This is a genomic window from Variovorax sp. Soil_C_19 (assembly GCF_057657255.1).
The window spans coordinates 71,315-86,265 of the sequence record NZ_JBDGIV010000019.1 but is presented as its reverse complement, the minus strand read 5'-3'; the positions used below and the strand labels follow the sequence as shown (position 1 = coordinate 86,265).

Annotated in this window: 7 protein-coding genes; 4 read left to right on the top strand and 3 right to left on the bottom strand. The window is 70.9% G+C overall.

What is annotated here, in order from left to right; all coding sequences use genetic code 11:
* Positions 1 to 74 precede the first annotated feature (74 nt).
* On the bottom strand, positions 75 to 8,318 hold the full coding sequence (locus AC3A6R_RS24880) for a glycoside hydrolase family 94 protein (protein ID WP_487865892.1): 8,244 nt from the start codon (positions 8,316 to 8,318) through the stop codon (positions 75 to 77).
* 25 nt (positions 8,319 to 8,343) lie between these two features.
* Positions 8,344 to 8,562 carry a hypothetical protein gene (locus AC3A6R_RS24875; RefSeq protein ID WP_487861579.1) on the bottom strand — a complete coding sequence of 73 codons (219 nt, stop codon included), beginning with the start codon at positions 8,560 to 8,562 and terminating at the stop codon, positions 8,344 to 8,346.
* A gap of 225 nt (positions 8,563 to 8,787) precedes the next feature.
* Here AC3A6R_RS24875 and AC3A6R_RS24870 point away from each other — a divergent pair, with 225 nt between their 5' ends.
* Complete coding sequence (locus AC3A6R_RS24870; RefSeq protein ID WP_487861580.1) at positions 8,788 to 10,653, top strand: ABC transporter ATP-binding protein; 1,866 nt, start codon at positions 8,788 to 8,790, stop codon at positions 10,651 to 10,653.
* 22 nt (positions 10,654 to 10,675) lie between these two features.
* Here the strand turns inward: AC3A6R_RS24870 and AC3A6R_RS24865 are convergent, their stop codons facing one another.
* The gene (locus AC3A6R_RS24865; RefSeq protein ID WP_487861581.1) at positions 10,676 to 11,104 is read right to left on the bottom strand and encodes a VOC family protein; all 429 of its coding nucleotides are present in this window, start codon (positions 11,102 to 11,104) and stop codon (positions 10,676 to 10,678) included.
* An 86-nt stretch (positions 11,105 to 11,190) separates the two neighbouring features.
* Here AC3A6R_RS24865 and AC3A6R_RS24860 point away from each other — a divergent pair, with 86 nt between their 5' ends.
* From AC3A6R_RS24860 to AC3A6R_RS24850, 3 genes are all read left to right on the top strand, one after another.
* Positions 11,191 to 11,793, top strand: coding sequence for a TetR/AcrR family transcriptional regulator (locus tag AC3A6R_RS24860; RefSeq protein ID WP_487865891.1), 603 nt, complete (start codon positions 11,191 to 11,193; stop codon positions 11,791 to 11,793).
* A 340-nt stretch (positions 11,794 to 12,133) separates the two neighbouring features.
* Positions 12,134 to 13,525 carry a DUF2868 domain-containing protein gene (locus AC3A6R_RS24855; protein WP_487861583.1) on the top strand — a complete coding sequence of 464 codons (1,392 nt, stop codon included), beginning with the start codon at positions 12,134 to 12,136 and terminating at the stop codon, positions 13,523 to 13,525.
* Positions 13,522 to 14,940, top strand: a complete 1,419-nt coding sequence (locus tag AC3A6R_RS24850) for a GTPase/DUF3482 domain-containing protein (RefSeq protein WP_487861584.1) — start codon at positions 13,522 to 13,524, stop codon at positions 14,938 to 14,940. The genes AC3A6R_RS24855 and AC3A6R_RS24850 overlap by 4 nt, the downstream gene beginning before the upstream one ends.
* Positions 14,941 to 14,951: the final 11 nt, after the last annotated feature.

The following is a 14,951-nucleotide window of genomic DNA, read 5'->3' as shown; positions in this document are numbered from 1 at the left end:
CAGCCGGTAAACATCCCCACGAACCACGTCGCCAGTACCAGCATCGGCGTCCAAGGCCGAAATTCAACAGCCTGCTAAGGCGCACCACTCTGTTTCTCCACGGGAAACCCTTCGACCCGCAGCACGGCGTCGGCCGGCAGCGCCTGCCAGTCGATCCATTCCCCGGCGGCGGCGTGGTGCGTGGGCGTGGCGGCATCGCCGGGCGTTCCCCATTGCAGCGCCAGGCGCCGTGCGCCGAGCCGCAGCGCGATCTCGAAGCCCGGCCAGTGCGCGGGCACGCGCGGCGTCAGCGACAGCAGGCGCCCCTTGACGCTGAGGCCCAGCAGCGTTTCGACGGCGGCGCGGTGCAGCCATGCGGCCGAGCCGGTGTACCAGCTCCAGCCGCCGCGGCCGACATACGGCGCGGCGCCGTAGATGTCGCCGGCCATCACGTAGGGCTCCAGTTCGTAGGCGGGCCCGCGCTCGGGGTGCACCGCGCGGTGCGCCGGGCTCAGGCCCTCGAAGCTCTGCCATGCCGCCTCGTGGTCGCCCTGCAGCGCCTGGGCCATCAGCGCCCAGACGGCCCCGTGCGAATACTGGCCGCCGTTCTCGCGCACACCGGGCGGGTAGGCCTGGATGTAGCCGGGGTTGTCGCTCGCCTGGGCGAAGGGCGGGGTCAGCAGGCGCAGCAGGCCGGCGGGCTCGTCGAGAAGGTGCCGCCGGACGGCGGCCATGGCCGGCACGGTGTGGGCCTCGTCCGAGGCGCCCGAGAGCACCGACCAGGCCTGCGCGATCAGGTCGATGCGGCACTCGTCGTTGGCCGACGAACCGAGCGGCGCGCCGTTGTCGAAGAAGGCGCGGCGGAACCAGGCGCCGTCCCATCCGGCATCGTGCAGCGCGACGATCCAGCCGCGGCGCGCCTCGTTCCAGCGCGCGGCGCGCGCGTGCTCGCCGCGGCCCTGCGCGATCGGCGCGAACTGCGCGACGACGCTGCACAGGAACCACGCCAGCCAGACCGATTCGCCGCGGCCTTCATGGCCGACGCGGTTCATGCCGTCGTTCCAGTCGCCGGTGCCCATCAGCGGCAGGCCATGCACGCCGGTGGCCAGGCTGCGGTCGATGGCCAGCGCGCCGTGCTCGAACACGCTCGCCATGCGGCCGCTGTACTGCGGCGCGTAATAGGCGTCTTCGGCGCCATCGGGAATCGCGGGGCCTTCAATGAAGCCCACGGCGTGGTCGAGCAGCGCCTTGTCGCCGGTCACCTCGACGTAGTGCGCGGTCGCAAAGGGCAGCCACAGCAGGTCGTCCGAGAAATGCGTGCGCACGCCGGCACCGCCGGGCATGTGCCACCAGTGCTGCACGTCGCCTTCGGGAAACTGGCGCGCCGCATTGACCAGGATCTGCTCGCGCAGCCGCGACGGATCGGTGAGCGCAAAGGCCATGGCGTCCTGCAGCTGGTCGCGAAAGCCGAAGGCGCCACCGGCCTGGTAGAAGCCGGCCTTCGACCAGAGCCGGCAGGCCAGGGTCTGGTAGATGAGCCAGCGGTTGACCATGGCGTCGAACAGCGGGTCGGGCGTGCGCACCTGCAGGCGGCCCAGCAGCTCGTCCCAGAAGCCGCGCACCTTTGCCAGGGCTTCGGGCACGTCGCGCTCGCGCCAGCGGCGGGCCAGCGCCAACGCGGCATCAGCGTCGCCGGCGTGGCCCAGCACGAAAGTGAAGCTGGCGCTCTCGCCCGCCCCGACGACGAACTCGCCGCCGATGGCCGCACACGCGTCGAGCCCGCCACCGGCGCGCTGCGCCAGCGCGTCGGGCACTTCGACGATGCCGCGCCCGGCGAAGAACTCGCTGCGGTCGCAGGTCCACTCGGTGGCGCCCGGCAGGCCCGCGAGCAGCAGGAAGGCCGTGCTGCCGCCAAAGCCGGCGCTCGCCTCGCGCTGCTGGCCAAACACCGCGCCCTGGTCTTCGGGCTTCCAGCAATGCACAGTCCGCCGTTCGCCGCGTGCAGCGCCCAACTGCCACTCGACCATGCCGAGCGCGCGCAGCCGCCGCGTGCCGGTGCCCTGGTTGTGCACGCGCACATGCACCAGCTTGACCGGCTCGTCGCGGTCCGCGAAGAAGGTGGTCTCGAGGGCCAGCGCCTGCTGCCGGCATTCGAACACCGTGTAGCCCTGGCCATGGCGCACGTGGTGGCGCACCTCGCTGCCGTCGTCCGGCGCCGACGCGCCCTGCCCGGCGGGCGTGAGCGGCAGCAGCACGCCGGAGGCGATGTCCTGCAGCAGGTAGTGCTCGAAGGCCGGGTCCTGCACCGGGTCGTTCGACCAGGGCGTGACCTGGTGCATGCGGCTGTTGCCGGCCCAGGTGAAGCCGGTGCCCCATTCGGACACCTGGAAGCCGAACGCGGCATTCGCGATCACGTTGATCCAGGGGCGCGGTGTGCGGTGCGCCGCATCGACGTCGAAGCGGTACTCGCCGCTCTCGGCGTCGAAGCTTCCGGCGGGCGCTGCTTCGTCGGCCGCGGCCTGCACGGACCGCTCTACCGCGGGACGGGCCAGGAGCGCGGCACGCGGCGCTGCCGCCGGCGTCTCGGCTGCGGCTTCGTGCAGCGCCGCCACCTGCGTTTCGAGCGAGCGTCCGTCGGCGGTGAACACCACGCGTGCCAGCTTCGACAGCGCGGCCTTTTCCGAGGCGGACACCTCCTGCTCGCGCAGCAGGTAGAAGCCGGCCGTGTCGTTGCGCGGAAAGCTGTTCTCGGTCTGGTGCGCGACGCGCTGGCGCAGGGCCTCGATCTCGCGCTGCAGCGGCATCAGGTAGGCGTTGGGCTCGCCGTTGAGCACCACCAGGTCGCAGGCCACGCCGCCAAAGCCCCACCACGGCTGCGCGCGCAGCAGCGCGTTGACCAGCCCCAGGCCGATCATCGAGTGGATCGCGACCAGCACGATGGGTTTGTCGCCCGAGATGCCGAAGCGCCAGAGCTGCCGCAGGTCGACGACGCCGCGGTTCGTGGTCGCGCGCGGCGTGGTGTAGGTGAGGATGGTCGTCAGGTCCTGCAGGGCGAAGGTCTGCGCGGGCGCGATGCGCAGGTCGCGCAGCCGCACCTGCGCCAGCGTGGCGGCCATGCGCGTGGCGCGCTCGACGTGCATCGGCTCCAGGTAGCGGTCGATGCTCGGCATCAGCGCTTCGACGCTCTTGTCGGCGGCGGTCGCGAAGCTCAGGCGCGCGGTCGCGCCCGCCGCGATCGACAGGCGCACGCGCAGGCAGGCGATGGGGTCGAGGCCGTTCACCGGCGTGCCGTCGGCCGCCAGTGGCTGGGCATCGAGCGCGGGACTCGCGAGCGAGCGGTTGCGGCCGATGAAGGCGCGCCGGTCCGTCATGCAGTCGACCGACAGCACGTGGGCGTCGACCGAGGCAAGAAAGTGCGCGGCGGCCACCACCGGGTCGCCGTGCAGCCGCGGCTTGCGCGTGAGCAGCAGCGCGCGCCAGGCCGGTTCCCAGTGCGATTCGACGAACAGGTTGGCAAAGGCCGGATGCGCCTCGTCGGCCTTGGGGTAGGACAGCACGGGCTCGAAGTACGAGACGAGCTCGAGCGTGCGGGTCACGCTGCCTGTGTTGTGCAGCGTGATGTTGCGCAGCTCGGTGTCGTCTTCGGGGCTGATCAGCACCGTGGTGCGCACCTGCAGGCCGTCGCTCGAGGCATCGAACTGCACCTGTTCGGCGAGAAAGCGGGTGCGGTAGGTCCAGCCGGCGCCCGGCGCCGGCAGCGCGGTGAGCGAGACGAGGTCGGATGGCGTCTGCCCCGTTTCGATGTCGCGCAGATAGAAGAAGGTGCCGTGGCTGTCGCGCAGCGGGTCGTCGCGCCAGCGGGTCACGTTGAACGCGTGCCAGCGGCTGACGCCCGCGCCATTGGCGCGCAGCGCCACGGTGTAGCGCCCATTCGACAGCAGGTGCGTGGGCTGGAAGCCAGGCACCATCGGGTTGACCGTGCGCGGCTGGAACAGCGGCGCGAGCTCGGCCACGCTCGGCTCGGGCGGCGTGCGCGGGTCGGCGCTGCCGATGATCTGCCGCGGCGTGCGCTCATGCAGCAGCGATTCGTGCGCCTGCACCAGCGCGGCGCTTGCGAACCAGCGGCGCGGCGCCTCGGCGCGCAGCACGTGGCACAGCGCGACCAGCGACATGCCCTGGTGGTGCGCCATGAAGTTGCGCACCACGGTGAACGCCTCGCCCTTGGCCTGGCGCGAGGCGGTGAAGTCGACCGCGTCGTGAAAGCCGAACTCGCCGCGCGCGCCCATGGCTTCGAGCCGTTCGAGGTTGGCCACCGCGGCGGCCGGGGCCAGTACGGCCGCCATGGCGCTGGCATAGGGCGCCACCACGCGGTCGGTGGGCGGCGTGCGGCGCAGCGCCAGGCGCGGCACGCCGAACGGCGAGTACTGGTAGGCGAGCGAATGGTCCTGCCCGAAATAGGCCGACTCCGAAACGCCCCACGGCAGGTCGAGCGACCGGCCGAAGGCCTGCTGCTCGGCGATGGCCGCGCTGTTGGCCACCTGCAGCAGGCCGTCGGCGGGCTCGGACATCACGAGCGCGGGCATGAGGTACTCGAACATCGAGCCCGACCACGACTTGAGCCCGGGCTGGAACCCCACCAGCAGGAACGGCCGGCCGAGCGCCGTCCAGTGGCGCCGGGGCACATCGCCTTTGGCGATCGCAAGGAAGCTCAACAGCCGCGACTCGGAGGCCAGCAGGTCGTAGTAGCTCGCGTCGAGCATGTTCTCCTCGACGCGCAGGCCGATGTGGAACAGGTGGCGCTTCGGGTCGTACAGGCCGCTGAAGTCCATGCCGGTGTGCAGCGCGTCGCAGCGCCGTGCCAGCGCGTGCAGCGCCGTCTGCTCAGGGCGCTGGCAGCCCGCTTCCACAGCGAAGGCACGGCAGGCCTCGGCCACGGCCACCAGGTGGCCGGCGAGGTTGCCGCTGTCCACACTGGAGACGTAGTCGGGCGGCAGCGGCCGCAGCGTCTGGGTGTCGTACCAGTTGAAGAGATGGCCGCGGTGCTTCTGCATGCGGTCCACGGTGTCGAGCGTGGCCGCGAGCCGCGCAAGCAGCGCCGGGGTGTCAATCCAGCCGAACTCGCGCGCACAGCAGGTGGCCAGCAGGTACATGCCGATGTTGGTCGGCGATGTGCGGTGGGCAATGGTCGGCTGCGGCTCGAGCTGCAGGTTGTCGGGCGGCAGGTGGTTGTCGTCCGGACCGACCACGTGTTCGAAGAAGCGCCAGGTGTCGTGCGCGAGCTTTTCGAGATAGCTGCGCTGTTCGGCGCTCAACGGGTCGGGTGCCTTCGCGGCGACGCGGCTGCCCCACCAGGCGGCGAATGGCGCCAGCGCCCAGACGAGGAACAGCAGCGGCCCTGCCACCGGGTAGGCGCTCCAGCGCGCCGCGGCCACGGCCAGCACCAGGCAGAGCACGCTGGCGAGCGCCGCATTGCGCAGGAACGGCGGCAGCCGCTGGCTGGACTGGGCCTCAGCCTGGGCTGTCGTGGTCCACTGGAGCAGGTGCCTGCGGCTCACGGTGAGCCGCCATGTCGCGAGAAAGATCGCATCGAGCAGCAGGCGCGACTGTGCCGCCAGCTGCACGAACTGCCAGGCTGCGCCGGCCATGGCGCGCAGCAGCTCGACCGCGCCGACGTCGAAGAAATGGCGCAGCTCGATGGCGCGGCGCGTGGGCACCAGCCCGGCCAGTGCGCCGAGCAGCGGCCCGAGCGTGAGCGCCGAGGCGACCGCGGCGATCGCCCATGCCAGCGGCATCGCCTCAGTGAAGATCACCAGAACCAGCAGCGCGAACGAGGCAGGCACCACCAGCGAGCGGCGCAGGTTGTCGCCCATCTTCCAGAGCCCGAGCGCATCGATGCCGAAGCGCCCGGCGCGCCAGATCAACGGCAGCAGTTGCCAGTCGCCGCGCACCCAGCGGTGCACGCGCGAGGCGGCCACGCCGGCATGGTGCGGATGGTCCTCGATCAGCACCACGTCGCTCACCATGGCGCAGCGCGCGACGCTGCCCTCGAGCAGGTCGTGGCTCAGCACCGCGCCGTCGGGCAGGCGGTTGTCGAGCGCGGCATGCACCGCGCGCACGTTCAGCAGGCCCTTGCCGGTGAAGGACCCGCTGCCGAACACGTCCTGGTAGATGTCGGACGCGCCGCTGCCGTACGGGTCGAGCCCGCATTGCCCGGCAAACATCCAGTGGAAGAACGAGCGTTCGCTGCGCTTGGGAAACGGCGTCACGATGCGCGGCTGCAGGATGCCGAAGCCCGCGACCACGCGCCGGCTCTGCGGGTCGACCTCGGGCGCGTTCAGCGGATGGGCCGCGATCGACACCAGGTCACGCAGCACGCCCGGCGGCAGGCCGGTGTCGCTGTCGAGCGTGAGCACGTAGGGCGTTCGCCCGGCGGCCAGTTGCTGGCCCGGCGCCAGCGGCAGAAAGCCACTGGCGTCGCCGACGGCCAGCAGGCGCACCAGCATCTCGAGCTTGCCGCGCTTGCGTTCCCAGCCCATCCAGCGTGCTTCGGTGCCGCTCCAGCTGCGCGGCCGGTGCAGCAGCAGGAAGCGCGCGGCCATGCCGGCGGGCGGCGGATATTTCGCATTGAGCGCGTCGATGCGCCGGTTGGCATCGGCCAGCAGCGGCGCGTCCTGCGGCAGCGAGGCGTGCGCCGCATCGGCCCAGTCGGTCAGCAACGCGAACTGCGCATGCGCCTCGCGGTTCGCGAGCCAGTGCAGTTCGAGCCGATGGGCGAGCTGCGCGTTGTTCGCGGGCGAGCTCAACAGCGTGGGAATGACGACGAGCGTGCGGTGCTTCTCGGGAATGCCGGCCGCGAAGTCGAGGCGCGGCAATGCCTGCACGCGCACCGACTCGGCCATGATGCGCTGCGCCAGCGCGATCAGCGCCTCGGAAAGCGGCCAGGCCAGCAGCGCCATCGCGGCGATGGTGGTCCAGCCGCGCGGCGGCGGCAGGCCGTGCGCCACGCTCGCCAGCAGCCCCACGGTGCCCAGCACGACGAACAGCACATAGGCCGGCAGGCGCCAGCCGCTGCGGCTTTGCGGCGGCCGGGCCGTCCTCGCCGGACGGCCGATGCCGCTCGCCGCCGCGTTGGCCTGCAGCGCCGCGACCAGCACGGCGCGGCCCTGGCCGAAAAGGTGGTAGCCGGCCGTGCCATCGGCGCGATCGCCCTGGTCGGCAGGATCGGCGCCGGCTGCTGCGGCAGCGGCCGCGAGCCGAACCACGGCCTCGGCCACTTCGCGCTCGGAGCGGCCGCTGTCGTGCGCGACCCGCTCCATCGCATGCGTGATCTGCTGGCGCGTGCGCTCGCTTTCGTCGGCAAAGCTCGGCAGGCCGCGCAGCACGCGCAGCGAACGGCTGACGGGTTCGATCAGGTCGCTCCACTCGACCTGGCCGATCATGCGCAGCGTGGTGATGATGTTGCCGACCGTGAGGTTGGCCGCGGCCTGCGCGTTGTGCGCTTCGCCGATCAGCGCGGGCCCGTTGGGGCAATGCAGTTCGGTCCAGCGCACGAGCGCGGGCATGGCCTCGCCCTGCTCCACCGGCAGGCGCTGCCACAGCTGCGTGAGGTAGGCGTCCTGCAGGTCGTGGCTCTGCAATGCGCGGTACAGCGTGTCGAGGTCTTGCGCCGACAGATGCGGCGCCGCGTCCCAGACGGCATGCGCGATCTCGCGCGCCACCTTGTTCTCGGCGATGCTTTCGGCCACGCGGCGCAGGTTCTCGAGCAACACCACGCGCAGCGTGGTGGGCAGCGCCCAGAGTTCGCCGAGCGTGAGCTCGTCGATGTCCTGGTAGGCGTTGAGAAAGGCCGTGAACAGCGTGTTGTTGAGCACGCTGTCGGTGTGTGCCACGTAAGCCCACGCAATGCCATATACGCGCGGCAGGCCCGCGAGCGGCGGCGTGGCGAGCTTGGGCAGGCGCGCGTAGTAGCTGCGCGGCACGCCTTCGTGGATCTGCTGCAGCTGCGCTTCGACCAGGTGGAAGTTGTCGAGCAGCCATTCGGCCGCAGGCGACACGTAGCGCCCGCTTTGCGAAATGAGCGCGATGTAGTCGAACGCCTGGCGCAGCGATTCGAGGTTTTCGTCCACCCGCGGGAAAAACGGCGCGCCCTCGCGCGCGCGGCGCGGGTCGGCCTCGACCGGCTGGGCGCGCGCCAGGCTGTGGCCGTGCTGCTCGAAGCGCTGTGTGCCGAAGAGTTCGGCCCGGATCGGGGGCGCCACCGGATCGTGCGGCGCGAGCAGCAGCGCGCGCGCGTAGGCACTCAGGTTGGCGAGCCGGTCAACGACGAAAGCGGCGCTCACGAGAGCACCCTCGACGCGGCCGCCCTCAAGCGAAGGCGAACAGGACGATGCCGAGCGCGGCTACGACGCAGGCCAGCGTGACGATCCGGCCCGCAGCCAGCGCACGGGCGCGCTGCATGTGGCTTTGCATCGAGAACCACGGGCCGTGGGCACGCGCGCAATGGCGCATGTGGGAGGCCAGGGCTTCGAAGTCGCCATGAACGAAATCGATCTGTGAACGGGTGAGTGATTGGGGGGTGGACATGGCAACGGGCTCCTGAATACGACTCGGGCCGCCGCGCGAATGCGGGATATAGCGAGAATCTTGGGGTATTCCCGACCCTACTCTTTTAATTGACCTTACGGGTTGCTATTGCGGGCGCACCTGCGTAGGAAAGACGCTCGAAGCTGTCGGAACGCACCTTTCCGGGGCAGGGAAAAGCCGTCCCGGCTAGAGTCCGGGGCTCGATTCCGCTGGAGATCCCCCGTCTTGTTCCGTTTCTTTGAAAAACTGATTCATCCCTACCCCGCCGCCGAACCCGCTCTGCCGCCGACCGGATTCTTCGCCTTTCTCTGGGCCTGCACCCGGGGCGTGCGCCTCAAGATCGCCGCGATGGCAGCGCTCACGGCGCTCATGTCGGGGTTCGAGGCGCTGCTGTTCGGGGTTCTCGGGCGCGTGGTCGACTGGCTCGGCGGCCAGGAGCCGTCGCGGCTCTGGGACGACCGCGGGAACACGCTGGGCTGGCTCGGTGCGCTGCTCGCGATCAGCATCGGCGTGGTGGCGCTGCAGACCATCGTGAAGCACCAGACGCTGGCGATCAACCTGCCGATGCGGCTGCGCTGGAACTTCCACCGCCTGATGCTGGGCCAGAGCATGGCCTTCTACCAGGACGAATTCGCGGGCCGCATCACCGCCAAGGTGATGCAGACCGCGCTTGCCGTGCGCGACACGGTGTTCGTGCTGGCCGACGTGGTGGTGGCAATGGGTGTGTACATCGTGACCATCGTCGTGCTGGTGAGCGTGCTCGACCTGCAGCTGGTGCTGCCCTTCGTCGTCTGGCTCGTGCTGTATGCGGCCTCGCTCGCGTATTTCGTGCCGCGACTCGGCAAGATCGGCAAGGCGCAGGCCGATGCGCGCGCGCTCATGACCGGCCGCATCACCGATGCCTACACCAACATCGCGACCGTCAAGCTGTTCTCGCACACGCAGCGCGAGGCCGGCTTTGCGCGCGACGCCATGCGCGACTTCATGCACACCGGCTACGGCCAGATGCGGCTCGTGAGCGCGTTCGAGATCGTCAACCACGCGCTCAGCATGGGCCTCACCGCCGGCATGGCGGGCATGGCGCTGTGGCTCTGGTCGCAGGGCACGGTCGGCGTCGGCGCCGTGGCGGCGGCCACCGCGATGGCGCTGCGCCTGCAGGGCATGTCGCACTGGATCATGTGGGAGATGACCAGCCTGTTCGAGAACATCGGCACGGTGCAGGACGGCATGAAGACGCTGTCGCGCGCGCGCACCGTGCTCGACGCGCCGGGCGCCGGCGTGCTCGAGGTACCGCGCGGCGAAGTGCGCTTCGCGCATGCGAGCTTCCGCTATGCCGACGCCGGCCGCCGCGTGATCGACGACTTGAACCTGGTGGTGCGCCCCGGCGAGAAGATCGGCCTGGTCGGCCGCTCGGGCGCGGGCAAGTCGACGCTGGTGAACCTGCTGCTGCGCTTCCATGACCTCGAAAGCGGCCGCATCCTGATCGACGGGCAGGACATCGCTCAGGTGACGCAGGATTCGCTGCGCACCCACATCGGCATGGTCACGCAGGACACCTCGCTGCTGCACCGCTCGGTGGCCGACAACATCGCCTACGGCCGCCCCGACGCCACACGCGAAGAGATCGAGGCCGCCGCGCGCCGCGCCGAGGCGCACGATTTCATCCAGACGCTCGGCGATGCACACGGCCGCCACGGCTACGACGCGCACGTCGGCGAGCGCGGCGTGAAGCTCTCGGGCGGCCAGCGCCAGCGCGTGGCCATTGCGCGCGTGATGCTGAAGGACGCGCCGATCCTTTTGCTCGACGAGGCCACGAGCGCGCTCGACTCCGAGGTCGAGGCCGCCATCCAGCAGAGCCTCTACCGGCTGATGGAGGGCAAGACCGTGATCGCGATCGCGCACCGGCTCTCGACCATCGCGGCCATGGACCGGCTCGTGGTGCTCGACGAAGGCCGCGTGGTGGAAGAAGGCGACCACCGCACGCTGATGGCCAAGGGCGGGCTCTATGCGCGCCTGTGGGCGCACCAGAGCGGCGGTTTCCTCGGCGAGGACCTCGACGAGGGCGAGGCCGAGGAGGCGCTGCGCGCCTGAGCGGGCTTCAGTTCACGGCTTCTCAGCCCGGCAGCGCGCCCGCCTCGTACTGGGCCGCGAATTCCGCGCTCGGCGGAATCGGCTTGATGATGTCGATCAGCACGCCGTTCGGGTCGCGCGTGATGAAGTGGCGCTGTCCGAAGGCCTCGTCGCGCAGCGGCAGCAGGATCGGCAGCCCGGCCGCGGCAAGCCGGTCGTGCGCCGCATCGGGGTCGTCGACCTCGAAATTGAGCAGCAGCCCGCCCACCACCTGCCCGCGCGCCGCTTCGGGGATCGTCTCGTGGCGGCCGTCGAGCACCGCGAGGTTGACCGCAGGCCCGCCCTCCAGCTGCAGGTGCACGTACCAGTCGCTCGTGAACAGCGGCACGAAGCCGAAATGCGCCTGATAGAAGGCCGCGGTCTGCGCGACATCGCGGGTCATGATCACCGGGTAGTAGCTCGTCACTTTCATGGCTGGTTCCTTTCAATTAACATACAAACTGCATGTAAGTTGAATCTTATCTACAGACAGTCTGTATGTAAATGACCTGGAACGTCATGGCCACACCCCGCACCAACCGCGAACGCACCGAAACCACCCGACTGGCGTTGATCGACGCCGCGCGCGCCCTCTTCGTCAGCAAGGGCTACGGCGACACCTCCACGCCCGAGATCGCAGAGGCCGCCGGCATCACGCGCGGCGCGCTTTACCACCACTTCGCCGACAAGCGCGACCTGTTCCGCCAGGTGCTGGTACGCGAGGCCGAAGCCGTGGCCGCCTGCATCGAAGCCGCCGCGCCGGCGCCGCTCGCCCCGCGCGATGCGCTGCTCGAAGGCAGCAAGGCCTACCTCGACGCGATGACCGCGCCGGGCCGCACCCGGCTGCTGCTGATCGACGGCCCCGCGGTGCTGGGCCGCGAGGAGATCACGGCGATCGACGATGCGACGTCGGCGGCCTCGCTGCGCGAAGGGCTGGCGCAGCTGCAGACCGGCAAGGCAGAGGTGCCGCTCGATGCGCTCGCGCGCCTGCTGTCGGCCGCCTTCGACCGCGCCGCACTCGAGATCGATGGCGGTGCCGATGCGGCCGAGGTGCGCTCGGCCATGCTGTGGCTGCTGGAGCGGGCGCTGCCCGCACCCGCGCCGCGCAAGCGGCGCGCCTGAGGCGGCGCGCCGCGGCACTGGCGCTCGCCCGGCCCTTGGCGAGTCCTACAGCACAGGCCGTCTCTTGCCGACAGCCCCGCGCCACCCTGGGCGCGATGCTGGCGCTGTCGTCAACAAAGAGGAGTCCTCGCGTGAATTCCATCATCTATATCGTCGGTCTGGTCGTGGTCGTGGTCGCTGTGCTTTCGTTCTTCGGCCTGCGCTGACCGGTCATCGGCACACCGCGGACCCGGCTTGCGGGCCGCCGGTGGTGCCTCCTTCAGCGCGAGGCGGCGGCCTCGAGTCATGTCGCTACCGGGCGTTGGCATAATTTGCAGGGCCAAAGAGCGAAGGGACCCTGTTGACCAACACCGCATTGCGCGAACCAGTTTTTACCGATGCGGTCGTCACCGAAGCGATCCGCTGGACCGAACAGCAAGGTCCGCTCGACGATGCGCAAGCCATGCGCATCGCCCTTTCTTCCCCCAACACCGACCGCCACGCGCAGATCACTGCCCGAGCGCTTTCGCTTGGCGAACGCATCGGGCTCTCGGCCGAACTGACGCGCGCGCGCCAGTGGGCACCCTGGGTGCTGCTCGGGCTCGTGGCGCTCATCGTCATCGCCGGGCTCGGGCTGGCCGGCAACGTGGTCGGCAGCGGTGAGCGGCACATCAACGTCATCGTCGCGCTCGCCAGCCTGTTGGGGCTGCATGCGCTCACGCTGCTGCTCTGGCTCGTGGGGCTGTGGCTGCCGGCGGGCGTCTTCAATGGCGCATCGCTCGGGTCGCTCTGGCTGTCGCTCACTGCGCGCGTCGCGGGCGGGCGCCGCGGCCAGGCGCCGCTGCTGGTGCGCTCGGCCACCGACCTGCTCGCGCGCGCCCGGCTGCTGCCCTGGGCCTTCGGGCTGGTCAGCCATGGCATCTGGGCGCTCTCGTTCGCCGTGGTGCTTGCCGCGCTGCTGTTCGCGCTGGCGTTCCGCAGCTACACGCTGAGCTGGGAAACCACCATCCTCGACCCTGCGTTCTTCGTGCGCGCCGTACAGCTGCTGGGCTGGGCGCCGGCGCAGATCGGCTTTCCGGTGCCCGAAGCCGCGACCGTTCTCTCTCCCGTGGCCGGCGCCTCGGGCCAGCGCAGTTGGGCGCTATGGCTCACCGGCTGCATCGTGGTCTACGGACTGCTGCCGCGCGTCGCATTGGTACTGCTGAGCGCCCTGGTGTGGCGGCGCCGCCGCAGCGCATTGCAGCCGGATTGGCACACGCCCTACTACCGCAGGCTGGCGGACCGCCTGGCGGCGCTGGTGCCGCCCACGATCGTCGATGCCGACCCGGGGCATGCGCGCGGTGCGGTGCCCGCGGGCCTCGCGCCTTCCGAATGGCATGACGACGCGCTCTTCGTGCTCGGCTTCGAACTGCCGCCCGACATGGCATGGTCGCCCGAAGGCCTGCCGGCCGCCGCCGAGGTGCGGCGCATCGACGGCAGCGCGCCCGCGCGCCGCGAAGTGCTCGACCTGCTCGCGCAGGCGCATCCGCGCGCCGTGCTGCTGGTGTGCCATGCCGCCTCGAGCCCCGACCGCGGCACCGAGCGCTTCGTGCGCGAACTGTTGGCCCATTGCGGCGAGTGCCGGCTCTGGCTGGCCGGCGCGGGGCCCGTCGAGCGCTGGACCGACTGGCTCGCCGAGACCGGCCTCGCACCGCGGGTCGCGGCCACGCCGCGCCTCGATGACGCACTGCAGGCGCTGGCCGCGACGACATGACGAACGAAGCCCCACCCATCCGCATTGCCGTGGTCGGCCACACCAATGCCGGCAAGACCTCGCTGCTGCGCACGCTGACGCGGCGCGCCGGCTTTGGCGAGGTGTCGCAGCGGCCCGGCACCACGCGCCATGTCGAGTCGGTCGATCTCGAGGTGAACGGCCGGCCCGCGGTGCGCTTCCTGGACACGCCGGGCCTCGAGGACGCGGTGGCGCTGCGCGAGCACCTCGCGGGCTACGACACCAAGGCCACGCCGCCCGAACGCATCCGCCAGTTCCTGCAGGGCCCCGAAGCGCACGGCGTGTTCGAACAAGAGGCCAAGGTGCTGCGCACCATGCTCGACATCGATGCCGCGTTCCTGGTGATCGACGTGCGCGAGGCGGTGCTGCCCAAGTTCCGCGACGAGATCGAGCTGCTCAACGCCTGTGCGCGGCCGGTGCTGCCGGTGCTGAACTTCGTGCGGGATGCGGCGAGCCGCGAGGCGGCCTGGAAGGAGCTGCTCTCGGCCTATGGCCTGCACGTGCAGGTGCGCTTCGATGCCGCGGCGCCCTTCGTGGGCGCCGAACGCGAGCTCTACAACGACCTTGCCACGCTGCTGCGCGACCGGCGCGAGCTGCTGCGCGCCGTGGTCGATTCGCTCGCGGCCGAGGCCGCCGAGCGCCGTGATGCGGCCTGCACGCGCATCGCGCAGTGGCTGGTCGACGCGGCCGCGCTGCGCCGCACGGTGCCGGCGCACGAGTTCGCCGACCTGCAACGGCGCAAGACGATCGTCGCGGCCCTGCAGAAAGAGGTATTCGACAAGGCACAGCACTGCACCGACGACCTGCTCGCGCTGTTCGGCTTTCGGCAGGACGATGCGAGCGAGGCGCCGCTGCCGCTGGTGGAAGGCCGCTGGTCGCTCGACTTCTTCAGCCCCGAAGCCATGAAGGAGGCCGGCCTGCGGCTCGGCAAGGGCGCCGTGATCGGTGCGGCGGTGGGCGTGGTGGCCGACCTCGCGGTGGCCGGCATCTCGCTCGGCGCGGGCGCCGCGATGGGCGGCGCCATCGGCGGCGCGGTGTCGCAGGGCTGGGGGCCGCTCGGCCGCAAGCTGGCGAACCGGCTGCGCGACCTGCACGAGCTCACGGTCGAGGACGGTGTGCTGTTCGCGGTGGTGGCCTGGCAACTGAAGCTCACGCACGCGCTCGAGCAGCGTGGCCATGCGGCCACCGACCGCATCGCGGCCGCAGCACCCGGCACCGAAGACGGCACGGCCACGCGCGCCACCGCCGCGGCGGTGCGCGCGGCGCGGCCCGCGCGCAGCCATCCCGAATGGGAGACCAAGGGCGTGGCGACACGCGCCTTCTGGCGCCCGGCGCCGCAGCGCGACGCGCTGGTGGCGGAGATCGCGCAGGCGCTGCACGGCGCGTTCGAGGCCTGAGCGCGGCCGCA

What these genes read in the sequence shown, in the direction of transcription:
- AC3A6R_RS24875 (WP_487861579.1), bottom strand. Translation starts at nt 8,562, where the DNA reads ATGTCCACCCCCCAATCACTCACCCGTTCACAGATCGATTTCGTTCAT.
- AC3A6R_RS24865 (WP_487861581.1), bottom strand. Translation starts at nt 11,104, where the DNA reads ATGAAAGTGACGAGCTACTACCCGGTGATCATGACCCGCGATGTCGCG.
- AC3A6R_RS24860 (WP_487865891.1), top strand. Translation starts at nt 11,191, where the DNA reads ATGGCCACACCCCGCACCAACCGCGAACGCACCGAAACCACCCGACTG.
- AC3A6R_RS24850 (WP_487861584.1), top strand. Translation starts at nt 13,522, where the DNA reads ATGACGAACGAAGCCCCACCCATCCGCATTGCCGTGGTCGGCCACACC.